Source organism: Acinetobacter sp. AOR12_HL (assembly GCF_027855275.1).
Lineage (GTDB): Bacteria > Pseudomonadota > Gammaproteobacteria > Pseudomonadales > Moraxellaceae > Acinetobacter > Acinetobacter baumannii.
This window is the reverse complement of record NZ_JAKTIJ010000026.1, coordinates 1-19,889: the sequence shown is the minus strand read 5'-3', so window position 1 is coordinate 19,889 and position 19,889 is coordinate 1. Positions and strand designations below refer to the sequence as shown.

The window sequence follows — 19,889 nt, the reverse complement described above, 5'->3', positions numbered from 1 at the left end:
GTATTAAAAATGAATTTATTCCAAGTTAAACCAAACGAATTTGTCAAAATTGTTGACCTAAAAAAAGGTAACCAATATTTAGATAAAAATGATCCAGTTCTCGAACGACTTGAATTGTTAGGTTTCAGAATTGGTGAAACTTTACAAGTTCTAGCTAAGGGACTTTTCGGTGGTGATCCAGTATTGGTTCAAATTGAAACTTCTCGATTTGCGTTAAGAAAGAATGAAGCTGAACGAATTTTTGTAGAGATTGTTTCAAATGAACAGTAAAAATATTGCACTTATTGGTAACCCAAATTGTGGGAAAACATCTCTCTTTAATACTTTAACAGGTACTCGTCAAAAAGTAGCTAATTATGCTGGTGTTACTGTTGAGCGGAAAGAAGGTTTTTTTAAACTACCTTCTGGTGAATCAGTTCGAGTTTTAGATTTGCCCGGCACATACAGCTTAAAGCCTACGAGTCTAGATGAAGAGGTAACAAGGGCTGTATGCTTAGGTGAGCTTGAGGGTGAGGTTCTACCTGATATATATGTATGTGTGGTTGATGCCACTAATTTACATTTACATTTAAGTCTTGTGCTTGAAATAAGGGCATTGAATCGACCAATGCTTCTTGTTTTAAATATGATGGATGAGGTCAAAAAGCGTGGTATTTCGATAGATATTAATAAGCTATCAGAATTGTTGGGTATCCCTGTTATTGAGGCTGTTGCCGTTAAAACTAAAGGCGTGCAAGAACTACTAAATCAATTAGATCAAAAAAATCTATTTGTCACTCCTTATCATTCTGATCTGAATCATTTTGATCAGATTAAAAATATTACTAAACAGGTAATTTTAAAAAATGATAACGGTGATGCAAGAACAGCTTTCTTGGATAAAATTTTCTTACATCCTGTACTTGGTTTAGTCATCCTAACGCTTACCATGTTTGTCATGTTCCAAGCCGTTTTTATCTGGGCACAACCTTTTATCTCATTAATTGAAAATGCAATTGCTTGGTTAGGTAATACAATTGGCCCGCTTATTACTCATCCATTACTTAGAAGTCTTATTGTTGATGGGGTAATCGCTGGATCGGGTAGTGTTTTGGCTTATATGCCGCAGATCCTTATCTTATTCTTCTTTATTTTAATTTTAGAAGAATCAGGTTATTTGCCACGAGCAGCATTCCTTTTGGATAAATTAATGTCCAAAGCTGGTTTAAGTGGACGTTCCTTTATTCCACTATTGTCTAGTTTTGCCTGTGCTATTCCTGGTGTCATGGCAACACGAAGCATTAGTTCGGAAAGAGATCGTCTAGCAACCATTATGATTGCGCCATTAATGACTTGTTCTGCAAGATTACCTGTTTATGCTTTGCTAATTGCGGCATTCATTCCAAACAAATTAGTTTATGGTTGGTTGAGCCTACAAGGTTTAGTTCTTTTTGGACTATATATGGCTGGAATTGTTTCAGCATTATGTGTTTCTTTATTTTTGAAACTAGTTAGAAAAGATAAAACAGAAAGTATTTTTATCTTTGAGTTGCCTACTTATCGATTGCCAGATATTCGAAACGTTGCATTAGGACTTTATGATCGAGCTACGATCTTTCTAAAAAGAGTTGGTGGTATTATCGTAGCATTATCTATATTGCTTTGGGTGTTGGTTACGTTCCCTCAACCACCTGAGCATGCCACGATGCCTGCTATCAACTATAGTTTAGCTGGACAACTTGGACACATTATTCAGCCTATATTTGCACCTATTGGCTTTACTTGGGAAATCTGTATCGCATTAATTCCTGCTATGGCTGCAAGGGAAGTTGTCATTGCTGCTTTAGGTGTAATTTATGCTATGTCTGGAGATGAAGATACTGTAACTCAAACATTGTTGAGTCAAATCTCTGGTCCTGATGGTTGGGGGCTAGCTACAGGGATGTCATTATTAGTTTGGTACATTTTCGCACCACATTGTCTTGCAACATTAGCGACCATTCGTCGTGAAACTGGTAGCTGGAAACAGCCTGTTATTATGGCGACTTACTTATTTGGGCTTGCGTATTTCTTTGCCTTCATTACATATCAGCTTATTAGTAGACTTTAATCAAAATAAGAATATTTCATAAAGAAAAATGGATGCCTTCGCATCCATTTTTCTTTTAAGTATCAAACTGATTATGAGCTTTTTTTCACAGCAACAATAATCTGACTCTCACCCTCTATTTTTAATTCGAAGTCAACCTTTTCCCCTACAGTTAAACCATTCAATAATGCTGGATCTGCAACTTTAAAGCCCATGGTCATTGCAGGCCATTTAATTGCAGGAATTGCTTCATGGTCGAGTGTTAGAATATTTTCTTTCGTATCAATAGCAGTAATCACACCAACAGCTTGAGCTGTTGCAACTGTAGATGACTCTTTACTCATCTGCTCCATCGGTGCTTCCGCTTTCTTTTGCTCTGATGCCTCATTTTTGCTACATGCACTTAACGCAGCAACAGTTGCAACAAGAGCCACAATTTTCATAAATTTCAACATAATAAAACCTCTTTTGACGAAATAATAAAACTATCAATTCTTTGATAGTTTTCTTTTGATTAAAAGCTGATATGCCGCAGGGATAACAAACATAGATAAGAGAGGGGCTGAAATCATCCCCCCAACCATAGGTAAAGCAATACGACTCATTAATTCAGAACCTGTTCCAGTCCCCAACAGAATAGGGATTAACCCCGCCAAAATGACAGCGACTGTCATTGCTTTAGGGCGAACACGTAGCACGGCTCCTGTATGAATTGCCTTATTGAGTTGTTGCTCTGTTAAGGATGCCGTTGAAGAAGATAGGCTTTGCTGTGCATGCTCAATTGCTTGCTTTAAATAGAACAACATGACTACACCAAACTCTGCGGCAACACCAGCAAGTGCAATAAAACCAACAGCAATCGCAACCGAAAAGTGATAATCACTCAAGTACATAGCCCAAATACCACCAATCAAGGCAAAAGGTAGTGTTGCCATAATCAGAACAGCATCTTGTACTTGCCTAAAAATCAAATAGAGCAATAGAAAAATGATCATCAAAGTAATTGGAATAACAACTTTTAAGCGAGCATTCGCACGCTCCATGAACTCAAACTGTCCTGAATAGCTAATGCTCATGGCAGAAGAACGTTTTACTTTTTGGTCTATGGCCTGCTTCAAATCTTGTACAACCGAAGCTAAGTCACGTCCTTGTACATCGACATAGATCCAACCACTTGGACGGGCATTCTCACTTTTAAGCATTGGCGGCCCATCTGTAATTTGAATATTAGCAACACTACTCAAGACTATTTGTTGACCAGATTCAGTTAGAATCGGTAAATTTCTTAAGGCTTCCAGTGAATCTCGAATCTCTCGTGGGTAACGTACATTAATGGGATACCGTGCCAAGCCTTCAACAGTTTCACCAATATTTTCCCCGCCAATCGCTGATGAGACGATTTGCTGTACATCTTTAATATTGAGACCATATCGCGCAGCCTGCATACGGTTAATATCAACATCAACATATCGACCACCTGTGAGCCGTTCAGCTAAAGCTGAACTAACACCGGGCACCTGTTTAGCCACTTGTTCAATTTGCTGTGCTACCCGATCAATATCTTGCAGATCATTTGCTGAAACCTTAATCCCGATTGGACTTTTCACCCCAGTTGCCAACATATCAATCCGGTTACGGATAGGTGGCACCCAAATGTTTGTTAAACCCGGTACTTGGACTGCCTTATCTAGTTCTTTTATCAATTTGTCAGGTGTCATACCTGAACGCCATTCAGACCGTGGTTTGAACTGAATCGTGGTTTCAAACATTTCTAATGGTGCAGAATCTGTGGCTGACTCTGCGCGACCAGCTTTACCGAATACTGTTGCAACTTCAGGAACGGTTTTAATCATTCGATCAGTCTGTTGGAGTAGCTCAGAAGCTTTTGCTGCGGACAATCCCGGTAAAGCTGAAGGCATATACAGTAAATCACCTTCATCCATATTGGGTAGAAACTCCCCACCTAACCGTGTTAAAGGGAAAAGACTAATAAGGAAAATTAGCAATGCACCAAGTAAAATTGTCTTTGGATGAGCTAAAACCTTATCCAACATAGGGCTGTATATTTTGATCAGAAAACGGTTCAGTGGATTACGCTGTTCAGAAGGTAATTTCCCTCGAATCCAATAACCCATTAAAACGGGAATCAAGGTAATGGATAAACCTGCTGCTGCTGCCATTGCATAGGTTTTAGTAAATGCCAGTGGTGAGAACAAGCGACCTTCTTGTGCCTGTAAAGTAAAAATAGGAATGAAGGATAAGGTAATGATGAGTAGACAGAAAAATAAAGTTGGCCCGACCTCACTGGCAGAACGTGTAATGATGTTCCAACGGACTTGTGCTTCCAAGACTTGCTCAGGATGTTCGTGTTGCCAAGTTTCGATATGCTTATGTGCATTTTCAACCATTACAATTGCGGCATCGACCATAGCGCCAATCGCGATAGCAATACCACCCAACGACATGATATTGGCATTTAGCCCTTGATAATGCATCACCAAGAAAGCAGATAAAATCCCAAGCGGCAAAGAAACAATAGCCACCATTGCTGAACGTAAATGCCAGAGGAATAGTCCACAGACTAAAGCCACCACAATAAACTCTTCAATTAATTTATGGCTGAGATTTTCTACTGCTCTATCAATCAATTGACTGCGATCATATACAGGAACAACTTGTACACCTTTCGGTAGACTTTGTTGTAATTCAGCTAGCTTCGCTTTCACAGCAGTAATCGTTTCACGTGCATTTTTACCTGCTCGTAAAATCACGACACCCCCAACCGTTTCACCTTGCCCATTCAATTCACTGATGCCACGACGCATTTCTGGACCAAGTTGAATAGTTGCAACATCACCTAAAGAAACAGGAACACCGAAACTATTTGTTCGTAAAGGAATTTGGCGAAAATCATCTAAAGTTTTTAAATAACCAGAAGCCCGCACCATATATTCCGTTTCAGCCATTTCCAGAACTGAACCACCAGTTTCCTGATTAGCTTTTTGAATCGCCTCAATGACATTGTTTTGTGTGACACCTAAAGTAGCCATCTTGCTTGGGTCTAAGACAACCTGATATTGCTTAACCATTCCCCCAATTGTGGCAACTTCAGCCACGTTAGGTAATGTCTTCAGTTCATACTTTAAAAACCAGTCTTGTATGCTTCTCAGCTCCGAAAGATCATGCTGTCCTGTTGGGTCTACTAATGCATATTCATAAACCCAACCAACGCCAGTGGCATCTGGTCCCAATGAAGATTTCGCATTTGCAGGCATTTTCCCTTGAATTTGATTTAGATACTCCAATACACGAGAACGGGCCCAGTAAAGGTCAGTATGTTCATCAAAGATGACATAAACAAATGAGTCACCAAAAAAAGAATAACCGCGAACAGTTTTAACACCGGGCACCGATAACATGGTTGTTGTTAAAGGGTAGGTCACCTGATTTTCAACAATTTGTGGTGCCTGACCAGAAAAATTAGTTCGAATAATTACTTGTACATCAGACAAATCTGGTAATGCATCGACCGGAGTATTCTTTACGGCCCAAGTTCCCCAAGCAGCCAGAATTAAAGCGGCCAACAGGACAAATACACGATTTGCAATTGAAAAACGAATAATACGGGCAATCATAATCGTCCTCCCGTTTAGTTCTTCATAGATGTCATAGACATCTTGGAAATGTCAGAAATAACGTAAGTATCTCTAGCATGTGTAAAACTAAAACGGACCTGATCGCCTTGCTGAATTTGGGTAAATGGTTGCACTGGTTGTTTAAAGCTCATAGTCATAGCCCCCCAACCCAACTCAGGAATCGCCTGATGTGAAATGGTAATGTCTTGAGCTGTGACTTTTTCAACTTTACCAATGCCTTGATATATTGATGTCTTAACCACTTGAGATGAAGTCTTCGATTGTCCAGTGTTCAGCTTATCCAATACACCTTGTAAATTTGCTTCAGAATCAATCAGGAATTGCCCTGAAATTACCACCTTCTGACCAGCTTTCAACCCTTTTAGAATTGCAATTTTATTGCCATCACTTTGACCTAACTGTACTACAACAGGTTCAAAACGCCCTTGCTCATGTCCCACAATGACAACGTTCCGAGTACCTGTACGTATAACAGCTTGCTCTGGTATAACTAAATTGCTTTGTGGGTTGTTGGAGAATTTAACGGAAGCAAACATTCCCGGCTTGAGCAATCCCTCTCTATTGGGCAACTCAATACGAACTTTTATGGTTCTACTCGTGCTATCCAAAGTTGGTAAAATATCAATGACTTTACCGGACACTATTTGAGGATATGCAACAAAAGTAGCTTCAACTTTCATTCCCCGTTTTATCCCGGCAATTTGTGCTTCTGGAACAGATGCTTCTAACCAGATTGGGCTTATCCCCTTGATGGTGACAAGCGTTTGCCCCATAGCTAAAGCCATTCCATTGCGGACTTCTAACGAATCAATAAATCCACTTACAGGTGCACTTAAAGTCATATTGGATTGCACTCGATGTGTCCGCTCGACTTGATTAATCACATTTTGTGGGATTCCTAAAAGCTGTAAACGTTGTCGGCTTGCCTGAATAAGAGAACGATCTCTTGTTCGGAGTACAGCTAGAAATTCAGTTTGTTCTCCTGTCCATTCAGGTATTGAAATATCAGCTATGGGACTGCCTTGCGTCACCATATCCCCAACAGCATGTCCGTACACTCGTTGGACGAAACCACTTGCTCTTGTTTGTAAAATAGCTACCTGTCGTTCATTGGTCTGCAATATACCATTGGTTAACAAAGTATTTCCCATCACAGCTTGTTCGACTGAAGCATAACGAATTGCTAAATTTTGTTGGAGGGATGGATCAATCTTAACCGCAGGATAACTGTCTTCAGTCATCGTAGTATTTTCATCTGCATATTTAGGAACCAGTTGCATGTCCATAAATGGCGATTTCCCCGGTTTATCAAAATGCTGTTCAGGCTTCATTGGGTCGTACCAATACAACACTTTGGCAGCCTGTTGCGGACCTGATTGAGGATTGTATTTCTGATGTGCAATCCAGTATCCAGCACCACCACCCGCAGCCAGACTAATTACCGCAACGCCCATGACAGTAACTGCTAATTTATTTCTTAACATTATGGCTGCCCCTCAACATGGTTTAAGGTCGGTTCTTCAAAGGCATAATAAAGTTGGGCTTTAGTCACAGCCTGTTGCTGTTGGAGATCAATGAGACGCAAACGCTGTTCTAAAAGAGCTTGTCGAGCAGCAATAACATTAGACAAATTACTTTTACCTGCTTGATAGCTTGCCAACTGTAAACCCACTTTTTGTTTAGCGAGTGGAATACTTGTTTGCATCGCACGTCTAATTTGCTGATCAAGTGCATCAAGATCGGATAACCCATCATCTAGCATAGTGAGATGGTCACGGTATTGGACTTCTTGATCGGCGGTAATCCTGTTTTGTTCGGCTAAAGCTGCCTGAATGAGTGGACTACTACGTCTTTTTGAAAAGACAGGAAGCTCTGTTGTTAGTTGCACCCCGATCATATCGCCAAATTCGGGTGCTCGATGCTGATAAGCAAGTTCAATACCCCAATCTGGTTTCTGTAAAGCCTGAGCTTGCTTCAGTTTTGCTTCAGCAGTTTGCTTTTCTGCCTGAAATGCTTTTAATTCAGGATGTTGATGCAAATGATGATATAGCTTTGATGTATCAAGGTAGATAGATGGTGCTTGGTCAGGTAAGGTTTCAATTTGAGAGAGATTTTCAGTAGGTTCTGCACTGACTAACCGATGCAACTCTAACTTGGCTTTATTTAAATCACGAAGTAAATCATCCTTCTGGTCAAGCAATACCGTGGCTTCTTGTCTTGGATCAAGTGCATCGGCAATGATTGTACGACCAGAGATGACCTGTGTTTGAGTAATTTGAGAAAGTAATCGATTCTCTGAAAACAGTTCATCATATAGTGCTAATTTACGTTCAAGATAAAAGCGCTTAAGCCAAGCAGATGCGACTTTCTGACGTACCTCAATACGCAGAATCTCAGTTTGAGCATTGGCCGAACCTAGTTCAGCTTTTGCTAAATCGACCTCAGCTTGTCTTTTGGCACGATTTGGAAAATCTTGCATCACGCCAATTTTTTGCATAGTCATACCTTCGCGTGTGACTGACCATGCGGCATCGCCGGATACAGGGTAATTATCTAAACCTACAAATAATTTAGGGTTGGGTAAAATACCTGAAGCTGAAACCATATTTTCAGCCCCTTCAATCCTTGCACTATTTGCTCTTAGGGTAGGTGCATATTGCTCAGCAAGCTTCATAGCTGTATTCAAAGTTAATGGCTCAGCATAAGCCTGACCATAGACCAGACAGAAACAGATAGTAGCTATTGGCCATCTCTTACGATGAGATTGCTTTTCTTTATAAATATTCATATTTTTTGCTCTAAAATGTTTACGCGCACGCGCAGAACATTCATAGAAAATTCTATGAATGATAGAGGACTATCAAATTAGTTAGAGCGTGGAGGCTTCCATAAACCCGAAGGGTATGGAGAAGGAAGATTTTGATCTAAAGAGTAAAAAGCTGAGCGCTCTATAGGAAAGGAAACCATTGAGTGCAAAATACCCTGAACGTCATTAGCATATACAAGCTTGGTAAAAGACATAATGCAATCTTGTTCAGACAGACAGGATGGATCATGCAGAGTTTTTTTGGACTTTGCTTCTCCTTTCATACAATCAGTATGCATCATATTCTGATTTTTCGACTCTTCCATTTGCATGGATTGCATCTGTTCAGATGGCATTAAACATCGTTTATGTACAGACGAGGCAACAGCAGCCGATCCTACTAACAGGATAGCAAACGATAAAAACAGCGATAGGCATGTTTTTAACCACTGCATAGACATAGACCAAATTTTAAGCTTTTTTAGTTTTACAGAATTGAATCGTAATAGCAACAATTTCATGAATAGTAGCCGAAACTACTATTCATGATTTCAAGTTATAGTATTTTAAAATACCAATTCGATGCCTGCACCATATTTCCATCCTTTTTCGGACTCAGTTGCTTCTTGCACGTTAGTTGCTTTTTGTCCTTTTTCATATTGGTAAGCAACATCCACAAAAGGTCTGACTCTTTTAGTGACTTCATATCGGGTTTTAATACCGGTTTTTAGTTCAGACAAACCTGATTTTGCAGCATAGTTAGAATCATCGCTAAATACAGCATCTACTTCAAGATAAGGTTGTGTGATCAATTTCTGGGTTAACAGGAAATCACGCTCGACTTCTAAGCTTGCCCCCCAAAAATTATTCTCACCACCGTACAAATAAGCTTGGGTTTCAAAGAAATATGGAGCTAATCCCAACACGCCAACAACACCATCAACCCGATCGCTGTTGCTGTTATTTTTATCTTCACTGTATCTCACCCCAGCCTGTACATCCCAAAAGGGTGCTACATTACGGCTATAAAGCGCAGATACATCATATTTTGGATCATGACTTTCTGCTTTATCCAAATTTGCTTCAATAAATAGGCGATTTTCATCTGTACCTATCAATGTTTCAATTTTCGATCCTAAAGCACCTTTGCCATCTTCATCCACAGTCCACTCATTCTCAAACTTAGTCATTTGGAAAACTTGTCCACCATGTTCTTTCAGATGTTTATCATGATTTCGGTTATTAGAAGTTTCGGCTTCCAGGCCTATACCATTATCTCCATCATTACCAGAAGTTGAATTTTGGTAAGTATTACGATCAACATAACCTAATCCACCAGGCTCTTTTAACAGCATTTTCATACTCTCGGACTGAGAGGATTTAGTACTACTATCCATGCTTTGAACAGCAGTATCATTTGCAAAAGCTACACCTGATAATCCAATTAAAGCTATAGATAAAAATGTCTTAGAATATATTTTTTTAGTGGTGCGCATGTTGATTTACCCCCTTATCATTAGTATTAGGTTGAGCAACAACATCTTTCGAATCAGTACTATTACTATCGACATTTGCCACAATAAGTTTATTCATCATTCCAGCAGACATGTGATAGAGCAAATGGCAATGGATAGCCCATTCACCTAACTCATCAGCCGTTAATAAAGTTGTAACTGTTTTACCTGGTGGAACAATTACTGTATGTTTATTCGGCATATTGCTAGGATCTTGGCCATTTTCCAGTTGCATAAACATGCCATGTAAATGCATTGGATGAGCCATCATACTATCGTTAACAAATTTCAAGCGTATACGCTCACCATATTTCACTTTAAATGGTTCAGTTTCATTAAACTTCTTACCATTAATTGTCCAAATATAGCGCTCCATATTTCCACCTAAGCGGATTTCAATTTCACGTTCTGGAGCACGGGTATCTTTTTGGGGGGTTAAAGATTGTAAATCACTATATTGAAGTGCTTTTAGACCAGCTGGTGTTGATGCATTCGCCCATCCGTAAACCACTTGATCAGATCCAGAAGAGCTTACTGTTTTTGAAGGCATATCATGATCCATACCTTTCATTGAAGACATATCATGATCCATACCTTTCATTGAAGACATATCATGATCCATACCTTTCATTGAAGACATATCATGGTCCATTCCTTTCATTGAAGACATATCATGATCCATACCTTTCATTGAAGACATATCATGATCCATACCTTTCATTGAAGACATATCATGATCCATTCCTTTCATTGAAGACATATCATGATCCATACCTTTCATTGAAGACATATCATGATCCATACCTTTCATTGAAGACATATCATGGTCCATTCCCATATCTTCCATCGTCAGTAAAGCACGGGGACGAGGTGTCGGCATCGTAGTACTTTTTACAAGTGAAGTATTTTCATCATGTAATGTACCAATAGAAAAACCACTTCGATCAATAGATTCAGCTTCAATCTGATAATTTGCTTGTTTCGGTTCTACAATAACATCATAAGTCTCAGCTGTTCCTATCCGGAATTCATCCACTGGCACGGGTTTTACTGGTTGTCCATCTGCGCTGACTACTGTCATTTTCAGATTAGGAATTCTTACATCGAACAAAGACATTGCCGAGGCATTAATAAACCGAAGACGTACTTTTTCTCCAGCTTTAAAATTTCCAGTCCAATTTTGTTCTGGAGTCTTACCATTCATTAAAAACGTATAGTTTGTTACATCAGACATATCTGTCTTAAGCATTCGCATCTGATTCCACATGGAACGATCTTTCCATGTTGCCTTTAAACCGTCTCTTTTAATCTGCCTAAAAACATCAAAAACTGTTTCTCTTCGATTCTGGTAGTAATCAGCTTCTTTCTTGAGATTACTCATAATCTGACCACTAGTAGAGTTGTGAAAATCAGAGAGTAAGACTACGTAATCTCTATCAGCTTTTTCTCCGGCCGTTAAAGGTACTTTATTTTTGGGATAAATGACTAAAGGGCCATACAGACCATCTTGCTCTTGACCTTTACTATGCGAGTGATACCAATAGGTTCCATTCTGACGAACCTTGAATTTATATTCATAGGTTTTATTTGGTGCAATACCATCAAACTGGTTGAACCCAGGTACTCCATCCATGATGCCAGGTAAAATTAAACCATGCCAATGAATTGAAGAATCTTGGTTTTTCAACTTGTTGTGTACACGAATAACGGCATCATCGCCTTCCTCAAACTCAAGAAGAGGCGCAACAAACTTACCATTTACAGTAATTCGTTTTAGAGGCTTTCCTGTAATATTCACCGTCTGTTCAGCAATTGTTAAATCATATTCTTTAACCGCTGCCATAACCCAAGTCGACGAAAACAATCCGACTCCTATTAAAAGGACATGACTTAATTTTCTAGACATTTATTTTCACCTATCTATAGTTAATTGAGGGCTAAGCAGGTGGATAAAATACTTTTCCCTCAATATCTTATTTCGCGTATTAATTATTTATTTGGCATATTCATTTGAGAATGGTCCATCTCACCCATTTTAGAATGATCCATATTCATCATCTTAGAATGGTCCATATTCATCATCTTAGAATGGTCCATTTGGGACATATCAGACATTTGGCTGTGATCATGCTGACTATGATTCTGTTGATTTTCCTTATCTTCTTTCATATCACAAGGTTTTTTGCATTTCTCTTGCGCTTTTGAATTTACTTTAACTTCTGTACTTAAAGTATTTTTCTGTTGAGCATCAGCAGCCCAAGATTGGCTTCCAGCAATTAAAGTCCCAACACACATAAAAGCAGTTAAGCCACGACGGAATAGAGTTTTCATTGATTGCTCCAAAAATAAATTTTATATAACTAACTTATAGGTTGGAACCGGACATCTATGTGACTTGAAAATGACATTTTTGTAATCTACATCGCATCCTGTATTTATAACGTTATTATGGTCTTAATATGCGATACGGGGCTTAATAAATGAGAATCTTACTAGTTGAAGATGAACAAAAAACTGGTGATTATCTAAAGCAAGGTCTTTCTGAAGCAGGATATATTACAGACTGGGTTACAGATGGCTTATCAGGTAAACATCAAGCTCTTTCAGAAGAATACGATCTAATTATACTAGATGTAATGTTACCGAAGTTAGATGGCTGGAATATCATTAATGATATTCGCAAAAGTGGCAAAACTATGCCTATCCTTTTTCTCTCAGCTCGTGATCAAATTGAAGATAGAGTTAAAGGCCTGGAACTAGGAGCTGATGATTATCTCGTTAAGCCTTTTGCTTTTGCAGAACTTCTTGCCCGAATTAAAACCTTACTTCGTCGCGGTCAACAAAAGGAAGATAGCAATATTATTACAATTGCTGATCTTGAACTTGATCTTCGTAAACGTCGCGTCACACGTGCTGGACAAAGAATTGACCTTACAGCTAAAGAGTTCGCATTGATGGAATTATTTATGCGTAGACGTGGAGAGATTCTACCTCGTGCTCTTATTGCTTCTCAAATATGGGATATGAATTTTGATAGTGATACCAATGTTGTAGAAGTCGCTATTAAACGTCTAAGAAATAAAATAGATAGTAATTTCAGTCCTAAGTTGATCCAAAACATCCGCGGAATGGGGTATGTCTTAGAGGTAGAAGATGACTCATAAACTGTTTAATGCGATCAGTTTCCGTATTGCGATCATTTTTTCATTATCTACCATTATTATCTTAATGATTATGGGGCTGGTCATTCATCAGCTTGTTATGCATCATTTTGAAACTCAGGACCGCACTCAGCTAGAAGGGAAAATTCAGCTTTTAGAAAATTTACTGGAACAGAATCCGAAAAACACCGATGAACTAAAGATATATTTAAAAGATGCTTTAGTTGGTCATCATGATCTAATTGTCCAGATTGAACGCCCAACTGGCCAAATCATTTTTAGTTCAGCACCTGCCGTTATAAAGGCTCAAACATTAGTAAAGTCTAAACATATCCCTTGGATAGAGTGGGAAATTCAAAATAAAACATACCGTGGCTTAGTTTATAAAAAATCGTTTGATAAAAATATGAGTGTTCCAACTGCTCAAATTATTGTTGGAATCGATACCTCCGAACATCAACATTTTTTAAACGACTTTAGACGACAATTGTTATATATCGGAGTTGTGGGCACAATTTGTTTAATGTTTTTAGGTTGGTTTGCCGCATGGAGGGGCTTACGTCCAGTTCAGAAAATGGCAAAAGTTGCAGAAGGCATTTCAGCTCAGCATCTATCTGAACGATTAGCGGTCGATAATACACGCACTGAACTAAAATCATTAGCCATAGCCTTTAACGATATGTTAGATCGGCTAGAAACGGCTGTAGAAAAACTCTCAGATTTTTCATCTGATCTGGCCCATGAAATTAGAACACCTATTAATAATTTAATGACTCAAACTCAAGTATGTTTATCTCGTAGTCGGGATATTAATACTTATCAGGAAGTCCTCTTTTCTAATCTGGAAGAGTTTGAACGTTTGGCTCGAATGGTTTCAGATATGTTATTTCTTGCAAAGGCAGAGCATGGCCTACACTTACCAAACCTACAACAGGTCAGCCTAGTAAAAGAGATTTCTGCTTTATTTGACTTCTATGATGCTATCGCTGCTGAAAAGGGAATGTCCCTAGAACAAAGTGGACAAGGATACGTAAAAGGCGATCCCTCAATGTTACGTCGTGCACTGAGTAATTTACTATCAAATGCGATCAAATATGGTAAACCTGATTCAATAATTAAGATTAATTGCCGACAAAATATTGATACCACTATATTCACAATCGAAAATGAAAGCTCACCAATAACATCTGAACAGCTGAATCGATTATTTGACCGTTTTTACCGTACGGATGCATCCAGACAAAGAGTTGAGGAAGGCACAGGTTTAGGTCTAGCAATTACCAAGTCAATTCTTGATGTACATGGCGCAACGATTCAAGCAGACTATAACAACGGTCGGATAGTTTTTAAAATAACTTTTAAAAACTAATTTTTGTAAATAAAAGACAACTGACTACTCATTTCCAGTATCTAAAAAATTATGAGTAGTCAGAAAATGATCCTTTCTTAACTACGTAGCCTTAAAGCATTACCAATAACCGATGCTGAACTTAGGCTCATTGCTAAAGCTGCGATCATAGGAGAAAGTAGCCAACCAGTAAATGGATATAAAATACCCGCGGCTAAAGGGATGCCTAATGCATTATAAAGGAATGCAAACATCAGGTTTTGCTTCATATTTTTAATAGTGGCCTCTGACAGGGAGCGAGCGATCTCTATACCTCGTAAATCACCTTTGACTAAAGTGACTTGAGCACTATTCATAGCCACATCTGTTCCAGTCCCCATTGCAATACCAATATCCGCTTGAGCTAAAGCTGGGGCATCATTGATACCGTCACCTGCCATTGCAACCATTCTTCCTTCTTTTTGTAATTTATTAACCAGTTCCAGTTTATCTGCTGGTTTAACTTCTCCGTAAACTTCATCAATACCTAATTTAGCTCCAACTGATTTTGCAGTAGTTAAACCATCTCCTGTGGCCATTATAATTCTTAATCCAGAATTCTTCAGAGCATGCACAGCTTCAGGTGTACTGACTTTGATTGGATCTGAAACAGCCAATAGTCCTACGAGCGTCCCATCAACAGCCAAATGCATAACACTTGCGCCTTCTGCTCTTAATTGCTCAGCTTGAGGGATATATGTATCAACTGATATGCCGAGTTGTTCCATTAAAGCTGTATTGCCTAATGATAATTGTTGTCCATCTAACTCACCCTTAACACCAATTCCAGAACCTGACTCAAAAGATGTTGGTGTTGTTAGTACAAGATTTCTTTCACGGGCAGCCTGTACAATTGCATCCGCTAATGGATGTTCACTACCTTGATCCAAGCTGGCAGCTAATCTGAGAACTTCATTTTCTTCATATCCAGATAAAGCAATGACCTTATCAAATGAGGGGCGACCTTCTGTTAAGGTCCCTGTTTTATCAATAATTAATGTATCAATCTTACGTAAATTTTCTATTGCTGCAGCATCACGGAAGAGTACGCCATTGGATGCACCACGACCCGTTGCCACCATGATTGACATTGGTGTGGCTAATCCTAAAGCACACGGACAAGCAATAATTAAAACTGCGACAGCATTGATTAGTCCGTATACCCAACTCGGTTCTGGTCCAAATATTCCCCACCCAAAAAAGGTAAGGATAGATATACCGATCACCACCAGTACAAACCAGCCAGCTACCTGATCTGCCATTCTTTGCATAGGGGCTTTAGAACGCTGAGCTTGCGCTACCATTTGAACTATCTGTGAAAGTACTGTTGAAGAACCGACCTTTTCCGAACGTATCACTAATGAACCGTTCATATTCATTGTCGCACCGATTACTTGGTCACCTATACGTTTTGTTACTGGAACTGGCTCTCCCGTTAACATTGATTCATCAATAGAACTTGAACCTTCTGTAATTATTCCATCAACGGGGACCTTCTCACCTGGTCGTACTCTCAGTAAATCTCCAACATGTACATGGGAAAGTGGGATATCTTCCTCTGTGCCATCTTCATTAATTTTTCTTGCGGTTTTCGGTGCCAACCCAAGTAAAGATTTTATTGCTGACAAAGTTTGCGAACGTGCCTTTAACTCAAGAACTTGACCTAATAAGGTCAGTGAAATAATTGCGGCTGTTGCCTCAAAATATACAGCAACACGCCCCATAGAGATGAAAGACGCTGGGAAAACTTGTGGGGCTAGGGTTCCAACGACACTATAAATAAATGCAGCTCCAGTCCCAATTCCAATTAAAGTCCACATATTCGGACTACGATTTAAAATTGAATGCCAACATCTAACAAAAAATGGCCAACCTGCCCAAAAGACGATAGGTAAAGTAAGAACAAGTTCAATCCAGCTTTGTACCTTCATCTCAAACCAGTTCAACTGATGACCAAACATCGCCAAAAATATGATAATGAGGGTTAACGGTAAGGTGTACCAAAATCTTCTTTTGAAATCTTTAAGTTCAGGATTATCATCGGCTTCATCTAGATTGGGAAGTAATGGTTCTAGTGACATACCGCAAATCGGACAGTTACCAGGATGATTTTGTCGGATCTCCGGATGCATTGGGCAAGTATAAATTGATGAGGTATTTACACTATCTGAGTGTGTATCCATCTTATTTAGAGAGACATTTTCGGAAACAGATCTATCTTCTTTAGCAATGTAAAAAGTAGGATCATGCTTAAATTTTATCTGACATTTTTCACTACAAAAGTAAAAAGTCTTATTGCCAACTTGTTCATGAAATTTAGATTCTTCTGTTACAGCCATGCCGCAGACAGGATCCTTTAGTACGTTATTTATAGTTTTCTTTTCATGATGATGGTCCATATAGAAACCTCCTTCATATTTGATTTTAAAAAATTAATTACCTTCGTGCAGAAATACATTTCTGATTATTTGAGTATTTAATGAACATTATTCTTGATAAAGTCAGTGTAACACTTTTGAGTTTTTAATTCTAAAAATGACAAAAATGTAATTTTGGAGTCATCAAGACGTTGCTCTCTTTCTTAAATAATAAGCATACAAAGAGTGATGACCAACTCGATCAATTTAGGAATTTCACTGGGTCATTACTTAGCACGTACTAATTTTTAAAAGGTGATGAAATGAAAATTTTCCAAAATAAAGTGTCAGCTCTACGTAATGTACTAGTAGGTGCGACTATGGTTGTAGCTGCTTCAAGCGCATTTGCTCATGTCAAACTTGAAAGTGCCACTCCAGCTATTAATGCATCTGTAGCAAGTCAGCCAAAAAATATAACTTTAAATTTTGGTGAAGAAGTCATGTTAATGAATGTCAAATTACTTGATGCTCAACGTAAAGACATCCCTTTAACTTATCAGATAACTCATGATTTAAAAAAATCATTTGAAGTAGCAGTACCTAAACTTAAGAAAGGTAAATACACAGTGGTTTGGACCACAATGGGTACTGATGGCCATAACATGAATGGCGAATATAGCTTCACTATTAAATCAGCGAAATAACTATAGAGCATCAATAGTCTATATGCCAGCAGCTTGCTGGCATATTGCTATCGCAGGGAGGAAAAATATGAATCCTGAAACTTGGATATATGCAACGTGGCTGATTAAAGTCGTTTTATATTTAGGAATAGCATTTGTTGTTGGTGGTGCCTTTAGCTATTTTCTACTGGGACGTTATGTAGAAATCAGGGAAACTCTTCTAAAGTACATTACTATTGGTGCAGGATTAGGCTTTATTTCAAGCACTTTAGGCTTCTTTGTTCTTATAGGAAGTTTTGCCAATACAGGTCTTTCAGGAATGTGGGACAGTAACTACATTAATATCTTAATAAATACTCCCACTGGGCATATCCATATCATCCGCTCAGTTAGTTTTGCACTTTTATTGTTATTTATGATTGTAAAGCTTAGTAAAGGGACTATCCAAGTTTCCAAAGTAGAAGGAACAATTTTTACCATCCTAATTATCCCCATGGTTTTTAGTTTTTCACAATTAGGCCATGTCACAAACTTGCCCTTTTTCGCTCAATTCTTATTATCAATACATGTCCTTGTAATGTCCTTATGGATGGGATCACTTTTTCCTTTATGGAAAACAAGTAAAAAAATTACTGGTCTTCCATTAAAAGATCGCATGCACTTATTTGGGAGAATCGCAGCATTTGTTGTGGGAATACTACTCGCTTGTGGTGCTAGTATTGCTCTGTTACTCATTAAAGATTTCAATACTCTACTAAATACTCCTTATGGGCATGGTTTTATTATTAAGATCGCATTTGTTCTAAGCATTTTATTATTAGCTGCTTTCAACAAATGGTATTTTACCCCTCGCTTACAAGACCCGAAATTTGCCAGACAGTTGGGCTATGCCATTTTATTTGAAATGTCATTAGGCCTAATGATCCTTTTAACGACTGGATATATTACAACTGTAGTGGGAATTGATTAAATAGGAGAGGTGGATCAGGAAATTTGAACAACACTTATAAGTGATATTTTGCTCCCCAAATGATGTTATAAACATCAATATATGGAGTATTTTATGGCACGTAGACCAAGAAGAAATCATTCAAATGATTTTAAAGCTAAGGTAGCACTTGCTGCGATTAAAGCAGAAAAAACACTTGCTGAATTGAGTGCTGAATTTGATGTTCATCAAAACCAAATTATCGACTGGAAAAATCAACTGATTTCAGCTTCCTCGCAAGCTTTCGATCAATCAAAAGCTCCAACAGAACCACCCATCGATCTAAAAAAACTACATGCAAAAATCGGTGAGCAGGCATTAGAAATTGATTTTTTAGAAGGTGTGTTGAAGAAACTGGGCCGCTTCAACCACAAAAGTTAATCGATGACTCACTTCAGATTTCAGTATCTAAGCAAGCTCAGCTGCTGAAAGTCTCCCGTGGTTGTTATTACTATCGCCCAAAACCTGTGAGTGCATCAGATCTGAAGCTGATGCGGTGTATGGATGAGTTACATATGCAATACCCTTTTGCAGGTAGCCGTATGATGCGTGATTTGTTGAATCGTCAAGGACATCATATAGGACGACGTCATACACGTACTTTAATGAAGAAAATGGGCATTAATGCGTTATATTGCAAACCAAATTTAAGCCAGGCTAATCAAGCTCACCGCAAATATCCATATCTGCTCAAAGGATTGGCTATTCAGCGCAGTAATCAAGTGTGGTCTACGGATATAACGTATATCCCTATGGCAAAAGGCTTTGTTTATTTATGTGCTGTGATTGATTGGCATAGCCGCAAGGTACTTGCGCATAGAGTATCGATTAGTATGGAGGTTACATTTTGCATAGAAACATTAAATGAAGCTATTGAAAAATATGGTCGACCTGAAATATTTAATACAGACCAAGGCAGTCAGTTTACCAGTGATGCATTTATTGATGTATTGAAATCAAATGACATCCAAATCAGCATGGATGGTAAAGGTCGATGGGTTGATAATGTGATGGTTGAACGATTATGGCGGAGCGTTAAATATGAAGAGGTGTATCTCAAAGCCTACAGCAATGTTTTGGATGCGAAGAAGCAATTAAACGCATATTTTGAATTTTATAATTTGAAACGACCTCATTCGAGTCTGGACAAAATGACTCCAGATGAGTTTTACTATGACCAGCTACCACAACAAAATAAGGTAGCTTAACTAGAGCAGAGTATCACTTATAAATAAGCTTTTAGTTGTTCAAACATGTGGGACCACCTCT

General features: G+C 38.5%; 16 protein-coding genes. 7 read left to right on the top strand and 9 right to left on the bottom strand.

Annotated elements, in window-relative coordinates; translation table 11 throughout:
- Window positions 1–9 precede the first annotated feature (9 nt).
- Both MKL36_RS13190 and feoB read left to right on the top strand, forming a co-directional pair.
- Complete coding sequence (locus MKL36_RS13190) at window positions 10–270, top strand: FeoA family protein (protein WP_001048218.1); 261 nt, start codon at window positions 10–12, stop codon at window positions 268–270.
- A complete protein-coding gene (feoB, locus tag MKL36_RS13185; RefSeq protein WP_001086233.1) occupies window positions 260–2,089 on the top strand; it encodes a ferrous iron transporter B in 1,830 nt (609 codons plus the stop codon). Before MKL36_RS13190 ends, feoB begins: the two co-directional genes overlap by 11 nt.
- A gap of 71 nt (window positions 2,090–2,160) precedes the next feature.
- On the opposite strand, the gene MKL36_RS13180 is transcribed toward feoB, so the two are convergent.
- From MKL36_RS13180 to MKL36_RS13145, 8 genes are all read right to left on the bottom strand, one after another.
- Window positions 2,161–2,523 carry a copper-binding protein gene (locus MKL36_RS13180; protein WP_000911302.1) on the bottom strand — a complete coding sequence of 121 codons (363 nt, stop codon included), beginning with the start codon at window positions 2,521–2,523 and terminating at the stop codon, window positions 2,161–2,163.
- Between the two features lie 33 nt (window positions 2,524–2,556).
- A complete protein-coding gene (locus MKL36_RS13175) occupies window positions 2,557–5,703 on the bottom strand; it encodes an efflux RND transporter permease subunit (protein WP_000561666.1) in 3,147 nt (1,048 codons plus the stop codon).
- A gap of 14 nt (window positions 5,704–5,717) precedes the next feature.
- On the bottom strand, window positions 5,718–7,208 hold the full coding sequence (locus MKL36_RS13170) for an efflux RND transporter periplasmic adaptor subunit (protein WP_000945698.1): 1,491 nt from the start codon (window positions 7,206–7,208) through the stop codon (window positions 5,718–5,720).
- Window positions 7,208–8,512: a TolC family protein gene (locus tag MKL36_RS13165; RefSeq protein ID WP_001028920.1), complete on the bottom strand. Its 1,305-nt coding sequence runs from the start codon at window positions 8,510–8,512 to the stop codon at window positions 7,208–7,210. Before MKL36_RS13165 ends, MKL36_RS13170 begins: the two co-directional genes overlap by 1 nt.
- A 77-nt stretch (window positions 8,513–8,589) precedes the next feature.
- A complete protein-coding gene (locus tag MKL36_RS13160; RefSeq protein ID WP_000771473.1) occupies window positions 8,590–9,051 on the bottom strand; it encodes a hypothetical protein in 462 nt (153 codons plus the stop codon).
- 45 nt (window positions 9,052–9,096) lie between these two features.
- Complete coding sequence (locus MKL36_RS13155; protein ID WP_001260874.1) at window positions 9,097–10,026, bottom strand: copper resistance protein B; 930 nt, start codon at window positions 10,024–10,026, stop codon at window positions 9,097–9,099.
- Window positions 10,013–11,950, bottom strand: a complete 1,938-nt coding sequence (locus tag MKL36_RS13150; RefSeq protein WP_068972710.1) for a multicopper oxidase domain-containing protein — start codon at window positions 11,948–11,950, stop codon at window positions 10,013–10,015. The genes MKL36_RS13155 and MKL36_RS13150 overlap by 14 nt, the downstream gene beginning before the upstream one ends.
- Window positions 11,951–12,033: 83 nt before the next feature.
- Window positions 12,034–12,375 carry a hypothetical protein gene (locus tag MKL36_RS13145; RefSeq protein WP_000853608.1) on the bottom strand — a complete coding sequence of 114 codons (342 nt, stop codon included), beginning with the start codon at window positions 12,373–12,375 and terminating at the stop codon, window positions 12,034–12,036.
- 149 nt (window positions 12,376–12,524) lie between these two features.
- Here MKL36_RS13145 and MKL36_RS13140 point away from each other — a divergent pair, with 149 nt between their 5' ends.
- Together MKL36_RS13140 and MKL36_RS13135 are read left to right on the top strand one after the other, a co-directional pair.
- Complete coding sequence (locus MKL36_RS13140; protein ID WP_001221580.1) at window positions 12,525–13,208, top strand: heavy metal response regulator transcription factor; 684 nt, start codon at window positions 12,525–12,527, stop codon at window positions 13,206–13,208.
- A complete protein-coding gene (locus tag MKL36_RS13135) occupies window positions 13,198–14,574 on the top strand; it encodes a heavy metal sensor histidine kinase (RefSeq protein ID WP_000149039.1) in 1,377 nt (458 codons plus the stop codon). Before MKL36_RS13140 ends, MKL36_RS13135 begins: the two co-directional genes overlap by 11 nt.
- Before the next feature lie 77 nt (window positions 14,575–14,651).
- Here MKL36_RS13135 and MKL36_RS13130 read toward each other — a convergent pair whose 3' ends face one another.
- The gene (locus MKL36_RS13130; RefSeq protein WP_021510560.1) at window positions 14,652–16,991 is read right to left on the bottom strand and encodes a heavy metal translocating P-type ATPase; all 2,340 of its coding nucleotides are present in this window, start codon (window positions 16,989–16,991) and stop codon (window positions 14,652–14,654) included.
- Window positions 16,992–17,272: 281 nt separating this feature from the next.
- Between MKL36_RS13130 and MKL36_RS13125 the strand changes: the two genes are divergently transcribed.
- From MKL36_RS13125 to MKL36_RS13115, 3 genes are all read left to right on the top strand, one after another.
- Entirely contained in the window at window positions 17,273–17,653 is a 381-nt protein-coding gene (locus tag MKL36_RS13125; protein WP_000689221.1) for a copper resistance CopC family protein, read from the top strand.
- 67 nt (window positions 17,654–17,720) lie between these two features.
- The gene (locus MKL36_RS13120; protein WP_002117267.1) at window positions 17,721–18,602 is read left to right on the top strand and encodes a copper resistance D family protein; all 882 of its coding nucleotides are present in this window, start codon (window positions 17,721–17,723) and stop codon (window positions 18,600–18,602) included.
- Window positions 18,603–18,683: 81 nt separating this feature from the next.
- Window positions 18,684–19,828 (top strand): IS3 family transposase gene (locus MKL36_RS13115; RefSeq protein WP_085944219.1). Its coding sequence is split into 2 segments (ribosomal slippage): window positions 18,684–18,948 and window positions 18,948–19,828, totalling 1,146 coding nucleotides; the frame shifts between segments, so codons are not numbered across the junction.
- Window positions 19,829–19,889 lie beyond the last annotated feature (61 nt).

What these genes read in the sequence shown, in the direction of transcription:
- MKL36_RS13190 (WP_001048218.1), top strand. Translation starts at nt 10, where the DNA reads ATGAATTTATTCCAAGTTAAACCAAACGAATTTGTCAAAATTGTTGAC.
- feoB (WP_001086233.1), top strand. Translation starts at nt 260, where the DNA reads ATGAACAGTAAAAATATTGCACTTATTGGTAACCCAAATTGTGGGAAA.
- MKL36_RS13180 (WP_000911302.1), bottom strand. Translation starts at nt 2,523, where the DNA reads ATGTTGAAATTTATGAAAATTGTGGCTCTTGTTGCAACTGTTGCTGCG.
- MKL36_RS13175 (WP_000561666.1), bottom strand. Translation starts at nt 5,703, where the DNA reads ATGATTGCCCGTATTATTCGTTTTTCAATTGCAAATCGTGTATTTGTC.
- MKL36_RS13170 (WP_000945698.1), bottom strand. Translation starts at nt 7,208, where the DNA reads ATGTTAAGAAATAAATTAGCAGTTACTGTCATGGGCGTTGCGGTAATT.
- MKL36_RS13165 (WP_001028920.1), bottom strand. Translation starts at nt 8,512, where the DNA reads ATGAATATTTATAAAGAAAAGCAATCTCATCGTAAGAGATGGCCAATA.
- MKL36_RS13160 (WP_000771473.1), bottom strand. Translation starts at nt 9,051, where the DNA reads ATGAAATTGTTGCTATTACGATTCAATTCTGTAAAACTAAAAAAGCTT.
- MKL36_RS13155 (WP_001260874.1), bottom strand. Translation starts at nt 10,026, where the DNA reads ATGCGCACCACTAAAAAAATATATTCTAAGACATTTTTATCTATAGCT.
- MKL36_RS13150 (WP_068972710.1), bottom strand. Translation starts at nt 11,950, where the DNA reads ATGTCTAGAAAATTAAGTCATGTCCTTTTAATAGGAGTCGGATTGTTT.
- MKL36_RS13145 (WP_000853608.1), bottom strand. Translation starts at nt 12,375, where the DNA reads ATGAAAACTCTATTCCGTCGTGGCTTAACTGCTTTTATGTGTGTTGGG.
- MKL36_RS13140 (WP_001221580.1), top strand. Translation starts at nt 12,525, where the DNA reads ATGAGAATCTTACTAGTTGAAGATGAACAAAAAACTGGTGATTATCTA.
- MKL36_RS13135 (WP_000149039.1), top strand. Translation starts at nt 13,198, where the DNA reads ATGACTCATAAACTGTTTAATGCGATCAGTTTCCGTATTGCGATCATT.
- MKL36_RS13130 (WP_021510560.1), bottom strand. Translation starts at nt 16,991, where the DNA reads ATGGACCATCATCATGAAAAGAAAACTATAAATAACGTACTAAAGGAT.
- MKL36_RS13125 (WP_000689221.1), top strand. Translation starts at nt 17,273, where the DNA reads ATGAAAATTTTCCAAAATAAAGTGTCAGCTCTACGTAATGTACTAGTA.
- MKL36_RS13120 (WP_002117267.1), top strand. Translation starts at nt 17,721, where the DNA reads ATGAATCCTGAAACTTGGATATATGCAACGTGGCTGATTAAAGTCGTT.